The following is a 20,139-nucleotide window of genomic DNA, read 5'->3' as shown; positions in this document are numbered from 1 at the left end:
AAGTATGACCGAAAACACCAATAGCCGTCTCGACACGATCCGTCAGTGGCGTGAGCAGTACCGTGCGGCGCTGCCGCCATCGCCGTTGGAGGATATCAAGCAGCTGTCCGCGCAGCTCGACATGACGCATGCCCATCCCTCCGGCATCGCCCAGCTGTTCGCCAGCGGACACGCGAATCTCGCCGCGTTGTTCCGCGACAGCGGCATGCTCAAAGCGTCGGGCCGCCATATCTCGCGCGTGATCGACGACCGCAACGCCAAACAACGCGTCAGCGGCGTGGCCGAACTTTCGCTGGCGGTCGGCGTCGCCACCTGGCACGGCAACGCCCTGCCGGTGCTGCTGTATCCGGTGGATGTCACGCTGCCCCAGGTGGGCGAGTCGGAGGGCAACACCACGATCCGCTTCACCGGGCATGTGGCGCTTAACGACGTGTTCGTCTCCGTGATGCACAGCCAGGGCGTCATGCTGGACGAGGCCGCGCTGTTCGACGGCGCGAACTATGAAAGCGGCACTCCGGAGACCTCCGCCATGTTCGCGAAGATCGCCGCCGAGGCGGAGGCCCGAATCGCCGATTTCACCATCGAACGACGCATCGTGCTCGGCTGCTTCATGGAGCCCTCCGCGTTGACGCTGAGCGAAAGCCAGCGACTGATCGACCAGCTTGAGGACGGGCCGACCGGCAACGTGCTGCTGGACGCTCTGGCGGGCAACGAGGCCGCCATGGCCACGCTGTCCGACGCCGACCTGCCGCAGTTCAGCCCCTTCGACGCCGACCCCCATGGCGAGTACGAGGTTGGCGATGTGGACAACACCGTACGCTATGCCGCCAATGTCGCCGCCTCCGGGCGCAGCATCGTCGTCGACGGCGATGTGGCCAAAGACACCGCGGGGCAGGCGGTCGCCATCGCCACACGCTGCGTGATGAGCGGGCGCTCCGTGCTGTACGTGCCCGGCGTGGCCGAGCAGAAGCGCCGTTTCGCGCAGGCCATGAACACCAACGAACTCGGCGGACTGATGCTTGACGTGGCCGACGACGGCATGAACGCCTCCATCGACCGTCAGCTCATCACCGCGGTCGGCTTCCAGCCCGGCGTCGCCACCCAGCGCTTCGACCAGCTGGCCGACGAATTGGTCGGCGTGCGCTCGCGTCTGACCCGTTATCTCGGCGACCTGCACGGCCTCAACGAACAGTGGGGCGTCTCCGCCTACCAGACCATCCAGAATCTGGCCCGCATCGCGGTGCTGCCCACGCATCCCGCCACGCGCGTGCGTCTGAGCCGGGAATGCGCGCAAAGCATCGGCGGGCAGATGGACGAGTGGATCGGCAAGCTCGAACGCGCCGGCGAGCTCGGCGAATTCGTGATCGGCCCCGACGACACCGCATGGTTCGGCGCGTCCATCACCACCGAGGACGAGGCCGTCGACGTCTATCAGCGGGTGTCCGATCTGCTGGGCAAGCTGCTGCCCGCCACCCGCGAACAGGTGACCCGCACTGTGGAGACCTGTGGATTCCCCGTGCCTCCCACCGCCCGCGAGTGGGGCCGCCAGGTCACCGTGCTGAAGAATCTGCGCCGCGTGCTTGACGTGTTCCAGCCGGAGATCTTCGAACGCGATATCGACGCGATGATCGAGGCGACCAAACCCAAGGCGCAGCGCAAGGCCGAAGGCACGTCGATGGGGTTCTGGGAACGCCGACGCCATGTCAAGGAGGCCCGTGGACTGCTGCGTGCCGGCGCGCAGGTCGAGAACCTGCACGAGGCGCTGAAGGTGGTGTCCAAGCAGGCCGACCAGTGGCACCAGTTCGTGCCGCACGGCGGCTGGCCCGTGCTGCCGAGCAAACTCGATGAGATCATCGCCACGCAGGAGGCGGTGTCGCAGCATATGACCGCGCTGGACGCGGTGCTGTCCACCACTCCGCAGGGCGGCAATTTCGAAACCTCGGATTTCAACGATGCCGAACAGCGGCTGACCATGCTGTTCGACGACCATATCGCCTTGGACACCCTGCCGGAGCGCTGCCGTCTGGAGCAGGAGTTCGCCTCCTGCGGCCTTGGTGAATTCGTCGAGGATCTGCGCGCGCGCCGCGTGGACGGCGACGCCGTGCGCGGCGAACTGCAGTTGGCATGGTGGACCACGGTGTTCGAGGATATCGTGCGCTCCTCCGCCATCATCTCCAATCAGGATGGATCCGCCCTGCAAACCGTCTCCGACCGGTTCGCCCAGGTGGACGTCGAGCATGTGCGCTCGGTCGGCCCCATGGTCGCGCAGGAGTCGATGCGTCGTCTGTGCGATATGCTGTTCTCCCGCACGCAGGAGGCGAACCAGCTGCATACGGTGCTCGCCGGGCGGGCCAACGTGCCGTTGAGCCGCATTCGCCGCGACCATCCCGAAATCCTCGCCGCCGCCAAGCCGGTGCTGGTGGCCACCCCGGGCACGCTCGCCGCGCTCACCGATCCGGGGGTGATCGCCGACGTGGCGATTCTCGATGCATGCGCGCATATTCCGGCCGTCCAGATGCTCTCCATCGTCAGCCGCGCCCGCCAGATCGTCGTGCTCGCCCATGGTGCCACGGTGACCTGCTCCAGCCTGAAGCTGCTGATGGATATGCTGCCGCATATCGAAGTGACCTCCCATCCGATGCGTCGCGACCCGCGCCTGACCGCGTTCCTCGAATCCGAAGGCTATGGCGTGGTGCGTCACGACACCGCCACCGAAGCCATGTGCGGCAAGGTGCGCCTGCATGCGCTCGAGGCGACCGGCGTGCCGGTGATGCTGTCCGGTCTGGTGGAATCCAGCCAGCGCGAGATCGATGAGGTGGTGCGCATCATCACCGAACGCGCCGCGAGCTTCACCATCGTGCCGGCCGGATACATGCTGTCCGTCGTGACGCTTACCGAGGTGTTCCGCACCCGTCTCGGCTCCGAACTGAAGTCGCTGGCCGCGAAGAACAAGTCGATGGGCCGTTTCCTGCGCCATGTGCGTCTGGTCTCCTTGCGTGAGGTGGCCGGTTCCCATGCCACCGACGTGATCGTGTCGCTGTGCTATGCGAAGACCTCGCATGGTCGTCTGCTGCAGCAGTTCGGCGTGCTGGAGGATGAGGGCGGCCGCGGCATGCTGTTGGACGCCTTGGCCTTGGCCGACCGTCATCTGGATATCGTCAGCGCGTTCACCGCCGATGATCTCGACGACGAGCGTCTGCACCAGCCCGGACCCAAACTGCTCAAGTCCATGCTGGCATGGGCCCAGCGGCTCGACGAACAGGCAACGCCTCCCCGCACACAGGATTCCGGCGACAACGTGCTGTTCGCCGATCTCGCCGACCGCATCCGCGCCCGCGGACTCGACGCCACGGTGGGGTACGGCTACGAGCGAGGCATGGCGATCCCGCTGGTCGTCGGACTCAAGGGCAAGCCGTACGCGTTGGCCGTGCTGACCGACGACGCGGGGTTCATGGGCATCCAATCCACCAGGGAACGCCATCGTCTGCTGATGCAGAATCTGAACACGCTTGGCTGGAACGTGATGGTCGTGTGGAGCGTGGCCGCGTTCGTCAACCCCGACAAGGAGGTCGACCGCATCGTGGCGCGCATCGCCGAAATCTACCGGGAGGTCAAGTAGCCATGGCCGATGAGCGCGAACCGTATTCGGCCGAACGGCGGACCGCGCGCAAGCATAGGCGCGTGGTCCGGCAAGGCACCGAACTCTTCGACGCGGACGGCGTCAAACTCGAACCGGGCGATATGGTCACCGACCGCCAGCGCGCCGCCGATGACGACCAGCGCATCCTCGGCGAACTGCCGCCGCACTGGGCCGTGTTCAACGACAAGCGTTGACGGCTCGCGTCAGCGCGGTTCTCGTCAGCGCGTGATGGCTCGCGTTAGCCTGTGACGGCTTGCGTCATCCTGTGACGATACGTATCAGCGTGTGACGGCCACGATGGCGCCGGCCTCCTGCGAGGCCATCACCCGCAGCGCGTCGCGCGGCGGCATGGCGAACGGCACCACCGATCCCGCGGAGGCCGAGGCCTCATCGGCATGGGAGCGGTCCATCGCCAAAGCCGATCGCGCCAGCACGCAGGCACCATCCAATAAACCGGCATCCTCGCCTACCTTCCCGTTCACATCCCTGTCGGCATCCGCGCCGGCATCCGCGCCGGCCTCGGCACCGGACCCCGATACGGCTTCCGGGGCGTCCCCAACGGCCGCGTCGCAGCCCATGGCCGACACCAACGAAACCGTATCGCCGGCGATAAGCCGTTCCGCGTCGCTGGACAGGCGCACCTCGATCACCGTGTGCCCCGCCGGCGTGACCGGGGAATCCCGCGCCATATGCGTGGTGAAAGGCTGTCCGACGTCGATGTCGACCTGCGCCACACGCCCCACCACCAATGCGGTGGAGTCGACCAGCAGACGGCTGGTCGGCGATACGGGCATATCCGCCCATGCCACATCGGTCTGCTCGATCGTCTCCCCGCGCCGGATCGCCGTCCGCGCCACCACCACCGGTGTGGTCGTCACCAGGGATGACACCGCGGACATCACGGCGCACACGGCCACCGCGGCGCAGCATGCCGCAAGCCACCGCCGCAGCCGCGTCGTCGCACGACGACGGGCCAGAGATCCCCGTTGGGGAACACGCTTATGAAAAAAGGTCACCATGCTTGCATGATGACCTGTGGAAGAATGCGACCGCAAGCCGGAACGGCCTATGTGGTTCCAGCCTCGGGTTATCCACCGAAAAAACTTGGTGCGACTTACCAAAACCTCCCGGTCGTATGCCCGGAACGCCCCTCGCGCGCCTCGCCTTACTTCGTGGAGCCGCCGGACGCGCCGTCCGTGCGGTAGAAACCGCTGCCCTTGAACGTGACCGGCACGGCGGAGAAGACCTTACGCACCTGCGCCTCATGGCATTCGGGGCATACGGTGATCGGGTCGTCGTCGAACGACTGGTGTTCGGTGAAGTCATAGCCGCAGTTCTTGCAGCGATAATGATACGTGGGCATGAAATCCTCCGCTACGACGTCTGTCTCAAGTGTTGCAACCGTTCATATCCTAGTCATGGGGCCGACAGTCGGCATCGCGCCGGGCGAACATGACGACGCCGTCCACGCTGAGCGCCGCATCCACCGGCACGTCATGCGCCTCATGGGGCAGCGGGCCATCGACGATCTCCCACGGCCACACCACGGCGACCACCGGAGCATCGGCGCGACGATGCTCCAGCGCACGGTCGTACCATCCGCCTCCACGCCCCAAACGCACGCCCCCGCGGTCCACGGCCAAAGCGGGCACCACGATCAAATCGGCCTGGGCCAACGCTTCGGGCGGCAGCACCTCGCCATCCGGCTCCTGCGGGCGGCGAGGATTGCTCGGCTGGGACCGCGATGCGGACGATGCAGCCGATGCGGACGATGCGGACGATTCAGACGATTCAGACGATTCAGCCCGCGCATCACCCGCATCACCCTCGCCCATAAGCCGGGCGATAGGAACGCCAGCGGAATCCACATCCCGCAATGCCCCAATCGCGGGCAGAACGCTCCATCCGATCCGCAGTCCCGACCCCAACCGCGGCACCAGCACGCGCACGCCCGCGTCAAGCCACGCCCGCAGCGCGGGTTCCATCGGAATCTCACTGCCCATCGACACATACGCCGCCACCGTCGCCGCGGCCGGCAATTCGCCGATCCGGGACGCCAACGCGACGCCCGCTCGCTCGCGTTCCCCGACGGGCACGGTTTTGCGCCGGGCGAGCGCGGCCGTACGCAACGCCGATTTGGTCCGCAGGTCTTCCATACCGGCCGTTCTACCATGCCGGTCGGTCTTTGGCGCGGCGGCGGTTGTCGTCGTCGGTGACACAATAGGGGCGTGTCCGTTTTTCAAACCCTTCGCGACGCGTTCGCGCCAGTCTCGCCCAACGCCATCCGCATGCCGTACCAGCTGCACGCGCCCGCCGGCGGCGTGCCGGTTACGCTGCGTCCGTTGACGGCGGATGACGCCGACGAGTGGAACGACGTGCGCTGGGCCAATGACGACTGGCTCAAACCGTGGGAATCCGGCGATCCGCTGCACGGGCCCGGCCTGACCTACAACCAGTGGATGCAACGGCTGCGACGCAACGAACAGCAAGGCGTGGGCGCGGTGTTCGCCATCGAATACCAGACCCGCATCGTCGGGCAGGTTTCGCTGGGCGCCATCTGCTACGGGGCGATGCGCACCGGCGTGGTCGGCTACTGGGTCGACCAACGGCATGCGGGACGGGGCATCGCGCCGATGGCCGTCGGTCTTCTGGCGGATTGGGCGCTCACCGATTTCACCGGTCCCGCGCTGCACCGTCTGGAAATCGCCATTCTGCCGGAGAACGAGCGTTCCCAAAGCGTGGCGCGCAAAGTGGGGGCGCGCCACGAAGGCGTGCGCGAGCGGTATATGTATGTCAACGGCCAATGGCGGGACCATGAGACCTACGCGCTTTTGACGGAGGACGCCGGAGACGAGGGGTTCGCGGCACGTCTTGCGCGACGGGGTGCGAACGTGCCCCAGTAGGGGCCATATCAGCCGATTTTCAGGTGCTTTCAGCCCGACACGCCCAGAAGCATGCGCACAGATGGTTACGGTATCTCCTATTCTTGGAGCTTATGGGTTACGAGTCGCTGAGTACGGTTGTCGTGCTGGTGGTCGTCGTGATTCTCATCGCCGTCTGGCTGCCCGCCCGGACAGCCAACGGTATGAAGCGAGTGGCGGAACATCGGCAGGACCGATTCTCCCCCTCCCTGCATCTGGTGGATGCCGAGAGCGGGACGCGGTTCACGGATGAGCCACCTCAATGGGCGAAAGGGACGACCGTGCAGGCAGAAACATCGCAGGCCAGACTAAGCGACGAGCATATCGCCCGTATACGTGGGCTGCGTCGTGCGGCCGCGCGTCGCCGTCGCATTCTGGTGCTGTCGTTGGCCGCCGTCACCGTGCTGGTGCTGGTGCTGGCGGTGGTGTTGCGTTTCAGCCCGCTATTCGCGCTGATTCCCGCGGCGCTGCTCGTCATCGTGCTGGCGTTGGGCGTCAACGCGGCGAAGCAGGCCCGCGCGTGGGAGCGGAAGGTGAGTCTCGCCAAGCGCTCGCAGGCGCGGGGCGCGCAGGCCGTCAAGGCTCCGGAACAGCCGGTGCCGGGGGATGCTCCCGCCGATGAGGTGGTGGTCGCGGTCGGCGAGGCCGATACCGATGTGATGGAACAGCGTGAGATCCGCCGCGCGTTGCGTGACGCCGAAATCGCCAAAGCCCAGGCGATGGCGCTGCGTGAGGCCGCCGCGGCCGATGGCGCATCCGCCGACGGCCTATCCTCCGATGGTATGGATGGACATCCGTCCGAGTCCGCCGAATCCGCGCGGCAGGCGGAGGAGTCGGTTCCGCAGGCATCGCAGGACCAACCGACGGCGCAGGTCCAGCCGGATCAGCAGGACGACCACACCACGCAGCTCGACCGGATCCGCCCATCGCAGGCTCTGGACGCGTTCGAGATGGCCGTCTCGCAGGATCTCATCTCCTTCTCGTTGGGGGCGCCGCGCAATATCGTCGAGGAGCGCGCCGACGAGCCGCAGAGCCTGGAGATCAAGTCGATGCGCCAGGTCGCCAAAGCCGAACCGGTGGGCGAGGAGACGGCCGAGCTGATCTCCGAACAGGCCCGCAAGGTCGCCGAGCAGGACGCCGCCTCCTTCCACGACCGCGAGGAGCGTACGGATATCGATCCGCCGGCCGCCACGTCGGATTCCCTGGGTGTGGGTCTCGAATCCATCCTCTCCCGTCGCGCCGCCTGACGCGGACTTTGCCCGGTCGCGGGCGTCCCGACTTTTCTCTCTCAGCGTTAGCACTCAAGTTGGCAGAGTGCTAACAACCGCGCTACGATGGTCCCTAGTGCAAGGACGGCGCAAGTGATCGTCAGCCTCTTGAGTCCGGTCCTGGCGCGGTAACTATCGGTATCGAACAGTAAGAGGTGACCCACAGTGGCGATCAAGCTCACACCGTTGGAAGACAAGATCATCGTCAAGCAGGCTGAGGCCGAAACCCAGACCGCTTCCGGCCTGTACATTCCGGACAACGCCAAGGAGAAGCCGCAGCAGGGCGAGGTTCTGGCCGTCGGACCGGGCCGTCGCGACGACAAGGGCGAGCGCATCCCCGTCGACGTCAAGGTCGGCGACAAGGTGCTGTACTCCAAGTACGGCGGCACCGAGGTGCACTACGAGGGCGAGGACTACCTGATCATCGCCTCCCGCGATGTGCTCGCCATCCTCGGCTGATAGCCTTCGCGAAAAACGTTACGTTGCGAACCCCGCTTCCCGCCTCGGCAGGAGCGGGGTTCTTCCATGCGCGGCGGGTATGGGGAATCCTTCAATCCGCGTATTGGAAGGACGGCCGCCATGCGCGTAGACTGATGGCGAGGGGAAGCGGGGCCACCTGAAACGAGGTCGTGATGACATCCACTCCAGAAACCGCCGTGTTGGGCAGTCTCACCGAGGCGCTGGCCTCCGTGCTGTCATGCTCCCGCGAGGTGATCGAACTCGCCGTGTGCACGATGGTCGCGGGCGGGCATCTGCTGCTTGAGGACGTGCCCGGCGTGGGCAAAACCACGTTGGCCCGGGCGATGGCGCGCGGTGTGGGCGGCACGTCGAAACGCATCCAGTTCACGCCCGACATGCTGCCCGGCGACCTGACCGGTGTGAGCGTGTACCAGCAGGCCACCGGCCAATTCGAATTCCATCCGGGTCCGCTGTTTGCCAACATCGTCATCGCCGACGAGATCAACCGCGCGAATCCCAAAACCCAGTCGGCCATGCTGGAGGCCATGGCCGAAGGGCAGATCAGCGTGGACGGCGGCACCTACCCGCTGCCGGATCCCTATATGGTGATCGCCACGCAGAACCCCATCGAACTGGAGGGCACGTACGCCCTGCCCGAGGCGCAGCTCGACCGTTTCATGACCTGCGCGAGCTTCGGATACCCCACCGCGGAGGCCGAATCGGCCATGGTGGCGAACGACCACACGGACTCCCCGCTGGCGCATCTGGATCAGGTGTGTTCCGCCGAGGATATCGCGCGTCTGCGCGCGCGGGCTGGCCAAGTGCGTATCGCGCGGCCGATCGCGGACTATATCGTCGCGTTGGTCGCCGCCACACGCCGTTGGGAGGGCGTGCGTTACGGCGCCTCGCCGCGAGGCAGTCTGGGGTTGGGCGCGATGGCGCGCGCCCGCGCGATGATGCTTGGACGCGATTTCGTGCTCGTCGATGACGTGCAGGCGGTGGCCGCTCCCGTGCTGGCGCACCGTCTGGTGTTGGACCATGGCGGATACGGCACGAGTGTGATGGCCCGTTCGCGCGCGCTGGTCGCCGATATCGTCGCCGCGACGGCCGCGCCTCGGGTCGCCAACGCGTAATCGCTGGTTGACGGGCGGCAGATCGATATGGCGGCAGACGCGGGTGGACGACGGCACGGCGGCGGCGCTCGGGATTTGCGCGGGCCGCGGCTGCGGCATGCGGATCGGAGTATGCGCCCCCGCGGCTGGCACGCCCACGGCATGATGCGTCCGACGTTCGCGGGTCTGCTGGTGCTGTTGTTCGGCGCGTTGGCCTGCTATGGCGGATTGCTATTGGACGACCGCGCGCTGATGGGGGTGTTCGTGGCCGTCGCGCTGACGGTGGCGGTGTCGCTTATCGTGGCCGTGGCCCAGTTCGTCATCGTGCCGCTGCGTCACACCGGCGACGCTTCCGTGCGATCGCCGCGCTGGTTCTTCCGACTGGTTGAACTGTTGGCACCGCGGGATATGACCGTGCGCGGCCAATACGAGCAGTGCGACGCCGACGGCGTGGTGATCGGCCGATTCGTGGGCGCGCCGCCTCGCAGACGCGGACTGTACCGGCTGTCCTCCACCTCGCTTGCCTGGCGTGACCTGTTCGGACTGATCGCCATGCGACGCGTGGTCCGTTCCGAAACGCGGATCGCCGTCCTGCCCGACGTCGAAACCGAAGACGACGCGCGCCGGCTGACGGCGGATCTGCGAATGCAGGGGCGCAACAGCGACGAGAACGCGGGAAGCGTGCGCGGCTACATGCCGGGCGATCCGCCCAAAACCATCTCCTGGCGGCACAGCGCGCACCGCGGCGCGCTGATGACGCGCGAAACCGATCGTGAATCCCACACCAACACCGCGATCGTCGTGGACACGGACTGCGCGCCGGATGCGCTCGACGCGGCCGCCGCGCAGGTCGCGGCCATCGCACGCGCGGCCCGTGACACGAATATGCGGCTCACCGTCATCGCCGGCACGCATATCGCCGACGACTACGAATCCATACTCACACTGCTCGCCGCCATACAAGCGGATGGCGAGCGCGAGCCGAAGGCCGCATCCAAGCCTTCGCCGGGCTCCGCCAACGCCCCATCACCGCAGGAGGGTGTTTCGGCGAAAGCGTGCGAGACGACCGTGGAACGCTGGTTTGCCGCGCGTCGCCACGAATCGGCGCATGTGACGCTGTATTCCGCCGATCCGCGTGGCCCCCTCGCCACGGCGTTGCATACCGTCGTGCCCGCAGGGTGTCTGCACGTCCGCTCCATCGCGCCTCTGCCAGACGATTCCGCACTCACCGCCGTGGCCTTCGGATCCCAGCCGGTCCGGTCCGAACCGCGAGGCTCCTCCCCGGCGGCTGACATCATCGGGCGGATCGCCACCGCGGCGACGCTGCTGGTGTTCTTCGGCGTGACCGTCCACGCGCTTACGGGACTGGCCTCCGCCGATGATGTCTACTGGCCGTGGTTCGCGGCCGGGGCGTTGGGATGCGTCGCCATCGAATCGCAGATCCCCTCGAAAACCGCCCTGCGCGCCGCCTGGCGCACGGCCGGTATGGCGCTGGCCGTGCTCGTCGCCACCGTGCCGCTGGTCATCCTGCGGGTGCATGACATCGCCGGCGTATGGCTGCACGAGCTGGTGGGTGGTCAAAGCGAATCCGTCAGCATCGTCACCTCCGACGGCGACGTGCCGCTGACGGAGACGTACACGGCCGGCTTTTGGCAGACGCTTGCCGACAGCGTGGGCGCCGGCTTCGACCAACTCAACCTGCAACTGCCGCCGTTGAACGTCGACGCGGCCGGAGACCTGTTCCTCATTCTGATCATCGCGCTCGCCGCCGTCATCCTGCGCTGCCTTCTGTTCGAACGCTCCTGCGCGCCCGCGCTTATCATCCTGCCGGCCGCCGCGCTCGCCGCCGACTACGCTTTCGTCGGACGTCTCGCGCCCTGGTGGGAGCTCAGCCTGCTTATCGCGGCCTTCCCCTTGAGCCTATGGGCCGCGCATCCGAGACGCATCGCCCCGGCCGTGCCCGTCGCCGCCACCGCCGCCGTCACCGCGATCGCGTTGGCGCTCACCCCGGCCGCCACCGCCTGGGCCTACCGCGTGCCTTTGTCCATCGGCGACAACGCGGGACTGTTCTCCGCGAACACCATCAATCCGATGATCGACCTCAAACGCACGCTGCAGACCGGCTCCGAATCGACCGTGCTCAGCTATCAGGCCGAGCAACGGCTGTATCTGCGCATGGCCACCCTCGACGACTTCGACGGCGATACGTGGAATTTCGACCAGTCGCTCGCCATCGACGGCGGCTTCTACGGCTCCGGCATCCGTCTCGGCGCCAACGAGGAGGATGAGCTGGACTGGTGGCAGCGCATCAGCCTCAGCCCCTTAAGCGCCTATCTCGACATACTGGGATACAGCGACTATCTGGGATACGACGCCTACGGCATGTCGGAGGCCGAACGCAATACGATGAGCCGCCTGCAGGCCGGGGCCCAAGTGAACATCACCACTCTGAGCTCGCGGTTCCTGCCGGTGATCGGCGACGCCTCATCGGTGACGGGCGTGAACAGCAACTGGGTGCAGTACGAGGATGGAACGGTGTACAACCGCACGGGCGGCACCGATGAGAATACGAACTATCGGGTGTACGGCTCGTACATCACGCCCATCTCCACCGACGCCGGCTTCTCCCAGATCGACGGCGTGCTCGCCCTGGGCCAGCTTGTGCGCGGCGAGACAGGCGAGAACGGCGAGACGGACATGGATATGACGCAGCGTCTCGCGGCCCGCACGCAGGCCGTCGCCGAAGGGTATGCGGAGCGCGTCGGCGGTGTCATCCTCGCGCATTTCACCCTCGATCGGGAATCGGGCGCGTTGGTGGACGCGCAAGGCGAGGTGGTGGCCACGGTCGCGAACGGCGCCGGCATCGTCCAAGGGGCCGACGACGGGTCCGGAACCGGCGGCGTCGCCGTATCCGGATTCCCCTTCGACTACACCTTCACCGACGCGCTGAAGGAGCGGCTGGGAATCGCCGACGACGACATCAAGGGGCTGGCGTTCTCCGGTGATGACCAGGTGACGCTCGCCCTGTTGGCGGTCGACGTGAGCGATCTGCAGGTGGCGCAGGACGAGCAGGGCGAGGAGGCGATCGTCGACGGCGCCACCGGTGAGATCCTATGCCGGCAGGAATCCCTGAACGGAACATGGCGGCTCAGCACGATCGAGCGGCAGGAGGGGCAGGAAGGACTGGCCCAAACGCTGCTGTGGGCCGTGGTGGAGCAAGGAGGCTACGCCGAATACGGATCGGCGTTCGGCAGCGACACGCAGAGCGGCCGCATTATGGCCGAGCGGTACCAACAGCTGTTCGACGCCCTCGACGAGAGGGAAAGCGAAATCCACGAACGGTATGCGGGCCTGCCCGACGACCTGTCCGAGCAGGTGAACGTGGTGGTCGAACAGGCGCGGGCGGACGGCGTGGCCACCGACGGCGAGGGCTACGACCAGCAGGTCGCCGCGATGCGTTGGCTGGTGGACTACTTCACCGATCCGGCGAACGGCTTCACCTACACGCTGGACGCGCCCGACGGCGACGGCCGCAACAATATGGAGACGCTTGACGACTTCCTCGATCCCGACGGCGGCCACGCCGGCTACTGCGCGCACTACGCCAGCGCCTTGGCTGTGCTGGGCCGCGCGATGGGCGTGCCCACGCGTATGGTGCTCGGCTACAACGCCGGCGTGGGCGAGCGCGATTCGACCGGCCGATACAACGTGATGGCGCGGCAACTGCACGCCTGGGTCGAAGCGTATATCGACAGCGTGGGTTGGGTGCCCTTCGACGTGACGCCCGCCACCAGCGAGAACGGCAGCGCGGCCTCGGAGACGGGGGCGACGGATGGGGCGGATTCGGCCGACGCCGATGACTCGGCGGACACCGGCGCTTCCGTCGATATCGGCACGGATGACGGTGCCGCCGACGATACGGCCGTGGATGACGACGTTTCGGATGATGACGCTTCAGACGCCGACGCCTCGGACGAGTCCGCCGCCGACGATGCCGTTTCCGATACGGCTGATGACGTCGGCGCGGGCGGGTCGTTCTGGTCGACGCTGCCGTCATGGGCCCGGGTGGCGCTGATTGTGGCCGGCGTCATGGTCTGCGCGATCGCGCTCGCATCGCTTCCCGCCGGGGCGCGTGCCTTGCGCCGCCGCCGTCGCTTCGCCATTGTCGAGGACGCGTGCCGCAGCATCGATGCGGGTGTCGACGTGGGTGATGGAGCGGGTGCTGGCGCGGGTGCCGCCGGCGGAGAAACCGGTGCGCTCGACGTCACCGTTGGAGCGTCCGCGCAAGGCGACGAGCGGTGGGCTCGGGCTTGGCGGGCCGCGTGGTCCGAATTGCGCGACAGCGCGTGGGATGCCGGCGTGCGGTGGGAATCCTCCGACAGCGACGCCGTCATCGCCGGGCGGATTATCGCCTATTTGACGGCGGAGACTCCCGCCCTCAATGCCGCGGCGATCGTGCGTCAGGTCGCCGATCAGGCCATGCTCGCCGCGTTCGGTACCGACGGACCGGCCCACGACGCGGGACTGGCGGCGGATCTCGCCGTCGCCGTCCGCGCCCTCGCGTCCAGAAACGGGAACATCCTGCGCCGCGTCTTCCCCGCCTCGCTTATCCCATCATCCTAATCGGGTGCCCCTTTGGCCAGCTTCCCTCAGGCGGAGGGGACGTCGCCAGTCGAGCAGGGGGATGTCGGTGCCGATGCCCAGCTTCCCTCAGGCGGAGGGGACGTCGAAACCTGCCTCGGCCAAGGCATGGTCGATATCGCGGATCAGATCGTCCGTATCCTCCAAGCCGACCGCCAGACGGAAGAACCCACGGTGGAAGTCGCCCGGATACAGGTATTGCCGCTCATCGTCCTCGCCGAGGAACACGATCAGGCTTTCGTCGTGGCCGAGCGAAACGGCCGAGGTGATCACGTTGAGTTTCGAGACGAAACGGTTGTGCCCCTCATGGTCGGTGTCCAAGCCGAATGAGAGCACACCGCCGAAACCGGAATCCGCGCGGGCCAGCTGCGAGGCGGCCACCGCATGGCCCGGATGGCTTTCCAAACCCGGATACGCCACGAAGCGCACGGCCGGAATCGACTGCAGATGCCGGGCGATCGCCAGCGCCGAGGCGTTGTGCTGGCGGACGCGCAGCGGCAACGTCACCGAACCGCGGTTGATCAGCCAGGCGTTGAACGGCGAGATGATGCCGCCGTAGTTCACCTGCGCGGTGAAACGGATCTCGTCGGTGCGCGCCTTGGTGGTGGCGATCAGGCCTCCCAGCGCGTCGCCGTGCCCGTTGATGTACTTGGTCAGGCTTTCGATCACGATATCCGCGCCCAAATCGAGCGGGCGCACGTTGTACGGCGTGTTGAAGGTGTTGTCCACGCTGACGAGCACCTCATGGCCGGCCGCGGCCCCATGCTCGTGCGCGATGCGCGCGATGGCCTCGATATTCGACACCTTCAGCGTCGGGTTCGCCGGCGTCTCGATATGCACGAGCTTGGTGTTGCCTTTGAGCGCCGCCCGCACGTTCTCGGGGTCGGAGGTGTCGACGATCGAGGTCTCGATGCCGTACTTCTCCGGCAGGATCTCGTTGAGCAGACGATAGGCCGCGATATACGTCGTGTCCGAGAAAATCGCATGGTCGCCCCGGCCCAGGAACGTGGTGAACGTCGCCGACAGCGCCGCCACGCCGGAGGCCACCGCCACCGCGTCCTCGGCACCCTCCAGCCGGGCCAGCTTCTCCTCGAGGTAACGCTGGTTCGGATGCCCGTTGCGCGTGTACAGGTTCACGTCGGAACTCGACCAGTTGATGTCGGAGGGATCGTACGGCAGCGCGTACGCGTTGGCGAGCGTGATCGGCCTGCGGATCGCGCCCGTCTCGGCGTCCACGCCGTTGCCCAAATGGACGCTGAGCGTGCCGAATCCCAGCGGCTGGTCGTCGAAAGATTGCCCATGATGTACCAGTTGTGAAGTCATGCTGCCCAGCATGCCAGCGCCGCCCATCGCGCGCAAGTGGGGCAAAAGAGGCGAAAACCGCTCCACAATGCGGTTTTTGAACACGATATAACAAGAACCGGTATAGGATATGGGGCATGACTTTCCAACATCGCGCCATTATCGACACCATCCCCGGCTACAAGCAGGGCAAGCCCGCGCCTCAGGTCGCCGGCCAACGCTCCTACAAGATCTCCAGCAACGAGAACGCCTTCGACCCGCTGCCCAGCGTCGTCGACGCCATCAACGCCAATGCGCTCACCCGTCTCAACCGCTATCCCGACATGCGCGGCTGGGCGGTGGTCGAGCGTCTGGCTGCCAAATACGGCGTGGAACCGGAAAACATCGTGCTCGGCTGCGGCTCCACCGAGGTCATCACCATGCTGGTGGGCCTGGTGGCCGGCCCCGGCGACGAGATCGTCTACCCGTGGCGCAGCTTCGAAGCCTATCCGATCATCGTCACCGGCGCGGGCGCCACCAGCGTGCAGGTGCCGAATCTGCCCGACGGCGGCCACGACGTCGACGCGCTGATCGCCGCCGTCAACGAGCGCACCCGCTTGGTCATCGTCAACAATCCGAACAATCCCACCGCAACCTCCATCTCGGATGCCGACGCGCGCCGCATCATGCAGGCCGTCCCCTCCGACGTGCTCGTGCTGTTCGACGAGGCATACATCCAGTTCAACACCGCCGAAGGCACCAGCGTGGCGATGGATCTGTTCCGCGAATACCCCAACGTGGTCGTCGCCCACACCTTCTCCAAAGCCTACGGACTCGCGGGCCTGCGCATCGGCTACGCAATCGCCCCGGAAGACGTGATCGACGGCATGCGCAAGGTCGCTCTGCCCTTCGGTGTGACCGATGTGGCCCAATCCGCCGCGCTCGCCAGTCTGGACGCCGAGGACGAGCTTGAGGCCCGCGTCAGGTCGATTGTGGCCGAACGCGACCGCGTGGTCGCCGCGCTCCAAGCCCAGGGATGGGATTTTCCCCAGCCGTATGCGAACTTCTTCTGGCTTCCGCTGGGGGAGCGCACCGAAGCCGCCGCGGCCGAATTCCTCAAGGCAGGCCTTTCCACACGCGTGTTCCCCGGCGAAGGCATCCGCATCTCCATCGGGGAGCCCGAGGCGAATACGGCGGTGATCGAGGTGTGCGAACGGCTGAAAACCGCTGGTTTCTAACGCGACACACGGTGGCGCGACACGCGACTTGCGATTGTCTCAAAGCCGTGGCATACTAACCAAGTTGCCTGACGGGCCCCACGGTCCGGAGGGAAACGGCTGGCGGATTTCCCAAGCGGTCAAAGGGACCTGACTGTAAATCAGGCGCTTCGTGCTTCAGTGGTTCGAATCCACTATCCGCCACGCCCCGATAGCTCAGTGGTAGAGCACTTCCTTGGTAAGGAAGAGGTCGTGAGTCCGATTCTCACTCGGGGCTCTCTGGCGGGGTAGCTCAGCTGGCTAGAGCGTACGACTCATAATCGTAAGGTCAAGAGTTCGAGCCTCTTCCTCGCTACAAATCGCGCCTGTCAACCGGCAGGCGCTTATTACGACTAGAGGTGAATGAAATGGCTAAGAGCGCCGACATCCGTCCCGGCATCACGCTGGCATGCACCGAGTGCAAGGAGCGTAACTACATCACGACGAAGAATCGTCGCAATACGCCCGACCGTCTCGAACTGAACAAGTTCTGCCCGCGTTGCGGCAAGCAGACCGCGCATCGCGAGACCCGCTAAGCATCAAGCTTCAGAAAAGCCCGACCAGCCCGGTCGGGCTTTTGCGTATTCCGGACGGCCTCAACGGAGCCTCGCGTAAAAACGTCCGCTGAGTCGCACTCAGCGTCAGTTTTACGGAAAATGCGGCGTCTTCCGCGTAATTTGCGCCGCTGAGTCGGCGTCAGCGGCGGTTTTTTTACGGAAGTGTGCCGTCCGTCGTGGGAGCCGTGGAGTAAGGTGACAGGAATGACGAGTTTTGCAGACATCACCACCATCGGTGTGGGCGGCGAGATCGCCCGTTTCGTCGAACCCACCTCCCGCGTCGGCGTAATCGAAGCCATCGAGGACGCCGACGAGCGAGGACTGCCCCTATGCGTGATCGGAGGGGGCTCCAATCTGCTGGTCGCCGATGAGGCGTTCGAAGGCATCGTCGTGCGCGACGCGCGCCGTCAGATCACCGTGCCCGACGAGGCCGCGCCGGTCGAAGGCGACGACACCACCGTGCATGTGAACGCCGAAGCCGGCTGCAACTGGGACGATTTCGTCGCGTTCACCGTGGAGCTCGGTCTTGAAGGCGTCGAAGGCCTGTCGGGCATTCCGGGAACCGTGGGCGCCAGCGTGGTGCAGAACATCGGCGCATACGGCCAGGAGGTCGCCGGCGCGGTCGAATCCGTCGAAGTGTGGGACCGTCAGGACAAGCAGTCCAAAGAACTGACCGCCGCCGAACTCGGCTTCGGCTACCGTATGAGCGCGCTGAAGGCCAGCATGTACGCCGCTCCGGCCGTCCCGAATCCGGAGTTCTTCCCCACACCGCGCTATGTGGTGCTTTCCGTCACCTTCGCGCTGCGGCATTCCGCCACCGGTGTGGTGGGCTACGGGCAGCTCGCCAAAGCGCTCGGCGTCGAGGTGGGCGACCGTATGGACACGCAAGCCATCCGCGACGCCGTGCTCACAGTGCGCGCCGCCAAAGGCATGCTGGAGGACGCCACCCGATATCTCACGCCCGCGATGGCCGAGACCAAACGCGATGAGCAGATCGGACTGGCGCTCGCCGGGCAGGCCAAGTCCGCACGATCCGCACAAGATGAACAGTCCGTGCAAGATACCGCCGGAGCCGCGTTGCCGGCCCCTGATTTCGACCGTCACAGCTGCGGCAGCTTCTTTATGAACCCGATACTCTCCGTCGACCAGGCGGCGCGCCTGCCCGAGGACGCCCCGCGTTTCGACGCGACGCTGCCCGACGGCACACCCGGCGTGAAAACGTCGGCCGCCTGGCTGATCGACCACGCCGGTCTGCACAAAGGCCATAAGCTCGACCCTCAGGCCAAGGCGGGCCTGTCCACGCTGCACACGCTCGCCCTGACCAACCGCGGCGGCGCGACGGCCTCCGACATCGCCGCGCTGGCCAAAGCCGTGCAGGATCAGGTCGAAGCGAGCTTCGGCATCCGCCTGGTCCCGGAACCGGTGGTCGTCGGAATCGACTTACGGTAGACGGTGAGAGGCCGGCCTCGCAGGAGAGAAGAGTGATATGAACGTTTTGCGCACCAAATCCGTCGAACAGACGCTGGCCGAAACCGGCGAGGAAGGGCGCTCCCTCAAGCGCAACCTCAAATGGTGGGATCTTGCCGTAATGGGCGTGGCCGTCGCCGTGGGCGCGGGCATCTTCTCGGTGGGCGCGCAGGCCGCCGCCTTCCATGCGGGCCCTGCCGTCATCATCAGCTTCCTCATCGCGGGTCTGGTGTGCGGCGCGGCCGTGATGTGCTATGCGGAATTCGCGTCGATGATGCCCGTGGCCGGTTCCGCCTACACCTTCACCTACACCACGGTGGGTGAGATCGTGGCGTGGATCATCGGATGGGACCTCATCCTCGAGATGATGATGGCCGGGTCGGTCATCTCCAAATACTGGGGCGTCTACCTCAACGACTTCATGCACCTGATGGGATGGGATATCGACACCACCGTCGCCGTCGGACCGCTTGACGTCGACGTCGCGCCCATCCTCATCGTCGCGTTCTTCACCACCCTGCTCGTGTTCGGCACGAAAATCGGCGCGCGCGTCGACGGCGCGATGACCGTGTTGAAAATCGCCATTGTGTTCTTCGTCATCATCGTCGGATTCTTCTATGTGAAAGCCTCCAACTTCACGCCGTTCATCCCGCCGAGCGAGCCGTCCGCCGCCACCGGAGGCGAGGCGTTGACGACCCAGCCGCTGTGGCAGTGGGCCACCGGCATGACGCCCAGCATCTACGGCATCCCCGGCATTCTCTCCGGCGCGGCGCTGGTGTTCTTCGCGTTCCTCGGCTTCGATGTGGTGGCCACCACCTCCGAGGAGGTGGAGAATCCGAAACGGAACGTGCCGCTGGGCATCTGCTCGGGACTGGCGCTGATCATCGTGATGTACATACTCGTCGCCATCGTCGCCATCGTCACCACCGGCATGGTCTCCTACAAGGAACTTGCCCAGGTCGACAGTCCCTCGCTCGCCACCGCGTTCGAGGCGGTGGGCGCCACTTGGGCCGCGAAAATCATCAGCTTCGGCATCGTGCTGGGTTTGGCCACGGTGGTGATGGTGCTGCTGCTTGGTCTGACGCGCGTGGTGTTCGCCATGAGCCGCGACGGTCTGCTGCCGCGAGGCCTGTCCTCGACCGGACGGCACGGCACGCCGGCCAAGCTGCAGATAGCAGCCGGCGTGGCGGTGGCCGTGGTCGCCGCATGCTTCCCGATCGACGTGCTGGGCGATATGGTGAACATCGGCACACTATCCGCGTTCACGCTGGTGGCCATCTCCGTGCCCATCATGCGCAGGAAGCGCCCCGAACTGCCACGCACCTTCACAGTGCCGGGCAATCCCTGGCTGCCCATCCTCATCGCCGTGGCCAACCTATGGCTGATGCTGAACCTGTCCGTGCTCACCTGGATCCGCTTCGTGGTCTGGTTGGCCATCGGCTTCGCCATCTACTTCGCCTACGGATACCGCCACGCGCTGCTCGGCAAGAAGACGGAGCCAGTAGTACCCTTAGAGCAGTAACGCATCAAAGGAGGA

The 20,139-nt window shown here is 66.0% G+C and carries 15 protein-coding genes and 3 tRNA genes; 14 read left to right on the top strand and 4 right to left on the bottom strand.

Going from position 1 to position 20,139, the window contains the following annotated elements; translation table 11 throughout:
• Positions 1-4: 4 nt before the first annotated feature.
• Both BE0216_RS05535 and BE0216_RS05530 read left to right on the top strand, forming a co-directional pair.
• Positions 5-3,619: a helicase gene (locus tag BE0216_RS05535; RefSeq protein ID WP_404801809.1), complete on the top strand. Its 3,615-nt coding sequence runs from the start codon at positions 5-7 to the stop codon at positions 3,617-3,619.
• A gap of 2 nt (positions 3,620-3,621) precedes the next feature.
• Positions 3,622-3,834 (top strand): hypothetical protein, encoded by a 213-nt coding sequence (locus BE0216_RS05530; RefSeq protein WP_094637343.1) that lies wholly within the window; start codon positions 3,622-3,624, stop codon positions 3,832-3,834.
• Between the two features lie 84 nt (positions 3,835-3,918).
• Here BE0216_RS05530 and BE0216_RS05525 read toward each other — a convergent pair whose 3' ends face one another.
• The 3 genes from BE0216_RS05525 to BE0216_RS05515 all read right to left on the bottom strand — a co-directional run bounded on the left by BE0216_RS05525 (position 3,919) and on the right by BE0216_RS05515 (position 5,796).
• Entirely contained in the window at positions 3,919-4,518 is a 600-nt protein-coding gene (locus BE0216_RS05525) for an SAF domain-containing protein (RefSeq protein ID WP_158217238.1), read from the bottom strand.
• Between the two features lie 287 nt (positions 4,519-4,805).
• Entirely contained in the window at positions 4,806-5,003 is a 198-nt protein-coding gene (locus tag BE0216_RS05520; protein ID WP_094637341.1) for an FmdB family zinc ribbon protein, read from the bottom strand.
• Between the two features lie 49 nt (positions 5,004-5,052).
• Positions 5,053-5,796: a 5-formyltetrahydrofolate cyclo-ligase gene (locus BE0216_RS05515; protein WP_094637340.1), complete on the bottom strand. Its 744-nt coding sequence runs from the start codon at positions 5,794-5,796 to the stop codon at positions 5,053-5,055.
• Positions 5,797-5,868: 72 nt separating this feature from the next.
• On the opposite strand from BE0216_RS05515, the gene BE0216_RS05510 reads away from it, so the two are divergent.
• The 5 genes from BE0216_RS05510 (at position 5,869) to BE0216_RS05490 (ending at position 14,023) form a co-directional block, all read left to right on the top strand.
• A complete protein-coding gene (locus tag BE0216_RS05510; protein ID WP_169714286.1) occupies positions 5,869-6,543 on the top strand; it encodes a GNAT family N-acetyltransferase in 675 nt (224 codons plus the stop codon).
• Between the two features lie 92 nt (positions 6,544-6,635).
• Entirely contained in the window at positions 6,636-7,808 is a 1,173-nt protein-coding gene (locus tag BE0216_RS05505; RefSeq protein WP_094637338.1) for a hypothetical protein, read from the top strand.
• 186 nt (positions 7,809-7,994) lie between these two features.
• Positions 7,995-8,288 carry a co-chaperone GroES gene (gene groES, locus BE0216_RS05500; protein ID WP_072724791.1) on the top strand — a complete coding sequence of 98 codons (294 nt, stop codon included), beginning with the start codon at positions 7,995-7,997 and terminating at the stop codon, positions 8,286-8,288.
• A 173-nt stretch (positions 8,289-8,461) separates the two neighbouring features.
• On the top strand, positions 8,462-9,421 hold the full coding sequence (locus BE0216_RS05495) for an AAA family ATPase (RefSeq protein WP_094637337.1): 960 nt from the start codon (positions 8,462-8,464) through the stop codon (positions 9,419-9,421).
• 141 nt (positions 9,422-9,562) lie between these two features.
• Positions 9,563-14,023, top strand: a complete 4,461-nt coding sequence (locus tag BE0216_RS05490; RefSeq protein ID WP_158217237.1) for a transglutaminaseTgpA domain-containing protein — start codon at positions 9,563-9,565, stop codon at positions 14,021-14,023.
• Between the two features lie 87 nt (positions 14,024-14,110).
• On the opposite strand, the gene BE0216_RS05485 is transcribed toward BE0216_RS05490, so the two are convergent.
• On the bottom strand, positions 14,111-15,364 hold the full coding sequence (locus tag BE0216_RS05485) for a trans-sulfuration enzyme family protein (protein WP_094637423.1): 1,254 nt from the start codon (positions 15,362-15,364) through the stop codon (positions 14,111-14,113).
• Between the two features lie 116 nt (positions 15,365-15,480).
• Here BE0216_RS05485 and BE0216_RS05480 point away from each other — a divergent pair, with 116 nt between their 5' ends.
• The 7 genes from BE0216_RS05480 (at position 15,481) to BE0216_RS05450 (ending at position 20,124) form a co-directional block, all read left to right on the top strand.
• Complete coding sequence (locus BE0216_RS05480; RefSeq protein WP_094637335.1) at positions 15,481-16,560, top strand: histidinol-phosphate transaminase; 1,080 nt, start codon at positions 15,481-15,483, stop codon at positions 16,558-16,560.
• A gap of 101 nt (positions 16,561-16,661) precedes the next feature.
• Positions 16,662-16,743: transfer RNA gene (locus tag BE0216_RS05475), tRNA-Tyr, on the top strand.
• A gap of 1 nt (position 16,744) precedes the next feature.
• A tRNA-Thr gene (locus BE0216_RS05470) sits at positions 16,745-16,816 on the top strand.
• Between the two features lie 4 nt (positions 16,817-16,820).
• Positions 16,821-16,894, top strand: a tRNA-Met gene (locus BE0216_RS05465).
• 52 nt (positions 16,895-16,946) lie between these two features.
• Positions 16,947-17,114, top strand: coding sequence for a 50S ribosomal protein L33 (rpmG, locus tag BE0216_RS05460; RefSeq protein ID WP_072724800.1), 168 nt, complete (start codon positions 16,947-16,949; stop codon positions 17,112-17,114).
• A 225-nt stretch (positions 17,115-17,339) separates the two neighbouring features.
• Positions 17,340-18,584, top strand: coding sequence for a UDP-N-acetylmuramate dehydrogenase (locus BE0216_RS05455; RefSeq protein ID WP_094637334.1), 1,245 nt, complete (start codon positions 17,340-17,342; stop codon positions 18,582-18,584).
• 37 nt (positions 18,585-18,621) lie between these two features.
• Positions 18,622-20,124 carry an amino acid permease gene (locus BE0216_RS05450; protein WP_094637333.1) on the top strand — a complete coding sequence of 501 codons (1,503 nt, stop codon included), beginning with the start codon at positions 18,622-18,624 and terminating at the stop codon, positions 20,122-20,124.
• The last annotated feature ends 15 nt before the right edge of the window (positions 20,125-20,139 follow it).

The sequence above is a fragment of the Bifidobacterium eulemuris genome, from assembly GCF_014898155.1.
In the GTDB taxonomy this organism is placed as follows: domain Bacteria; phylum Actinomycetota; class Actinomycetes; order Actinomycetales; family Bifidobacteriaceae; genus Bifidobacterium; species Bifidobacterium eulemuris.
Note: the sequence above shows the minus strand (reverse complement) of the source record. Positions and strands in the feature narration are given on the sequence as shown.

Coding starts and splice junctions, on each gene's coding strand:
- BE0216_RS05490 (WP_158217237.1), top strand. CDS start 9,563: ATGATGCGTCCGACGTTCGCGGGTCTGCTGGTGCTGTTGTTCGGCGCG.
- BE0216_RS05495 (WP_094637337.1), top strand. CDS start 8,462: ATGACATCCACTCCAGAAACCGCCGTGTTGGGCAGTCTCACCGAGGCG.
- BE0216_RS05480 (WP_094637335.1), top strand. CDS start 15,481: ATGACTTTCCAACATCGCGCCATTATCGACACCATCCCCGGCTACAAG.
- BE0216_RS05520 (WP_094637341.1), bottom strand. CDS start 5,003: ATGCCCACGTATCATTATCGCTGCAAGAACTGCGGCTATGACTTCACC.
- BE0216_RS05515 (WP_094637340.1), bottom strand. CDS start 5,796: ATGGAAGACCTGCGGACCAAATCGGCGTTGCGTACGGCCGCGCTCGCC.
- BE0216_RS05455 (WP_094637334.1), top strand. CDS start 17,340: ATGACGAGTTTTGCAGACATCACCACCATCGGTGTGGGCGGCGAGATC.
- BE0216_RS05535 (WP_404801809.1), top strand. CDS start 5: ATGACCGAAAACACCAATAGCCGTCTCGACACGATCCGTCAGTGGCGT.
- BE0216_RS05505 (WP_094637338.1), top strand. CDS start 6,636: ATGGGTTACGAGTCGCTGAGTACGGTTGTCGTGCTGGTGGTCGTCGTG.
- BE0216_RS05450 (WP_094637333.1), top strand. CDS start 18,622: ATGAACGTTTTGCGCACCAAATCCGTCGAACAGACGCTGGCCGAAACC.
- BE0216_RS05530 (WP_094637343.1), top strand. CDS start 3,622: ATGGCCGATGAGCGCGAACCGTATTCGGCCGAACGGCGGACCGCGCGC.
- rpmG (WP_072724800.1), top strand. CDS start 16,947: ATGGCTAAGAGCGCCGACATCCGTCCCGGCATCACGCTGGCATGCACC.
- BE0216_RS05485 (WP_094637423.1), bottom strand. CDS start 15,364: ATGACTTCACAACTGGTACATCATGGGCAATCTTTCGACGACCAGCCG.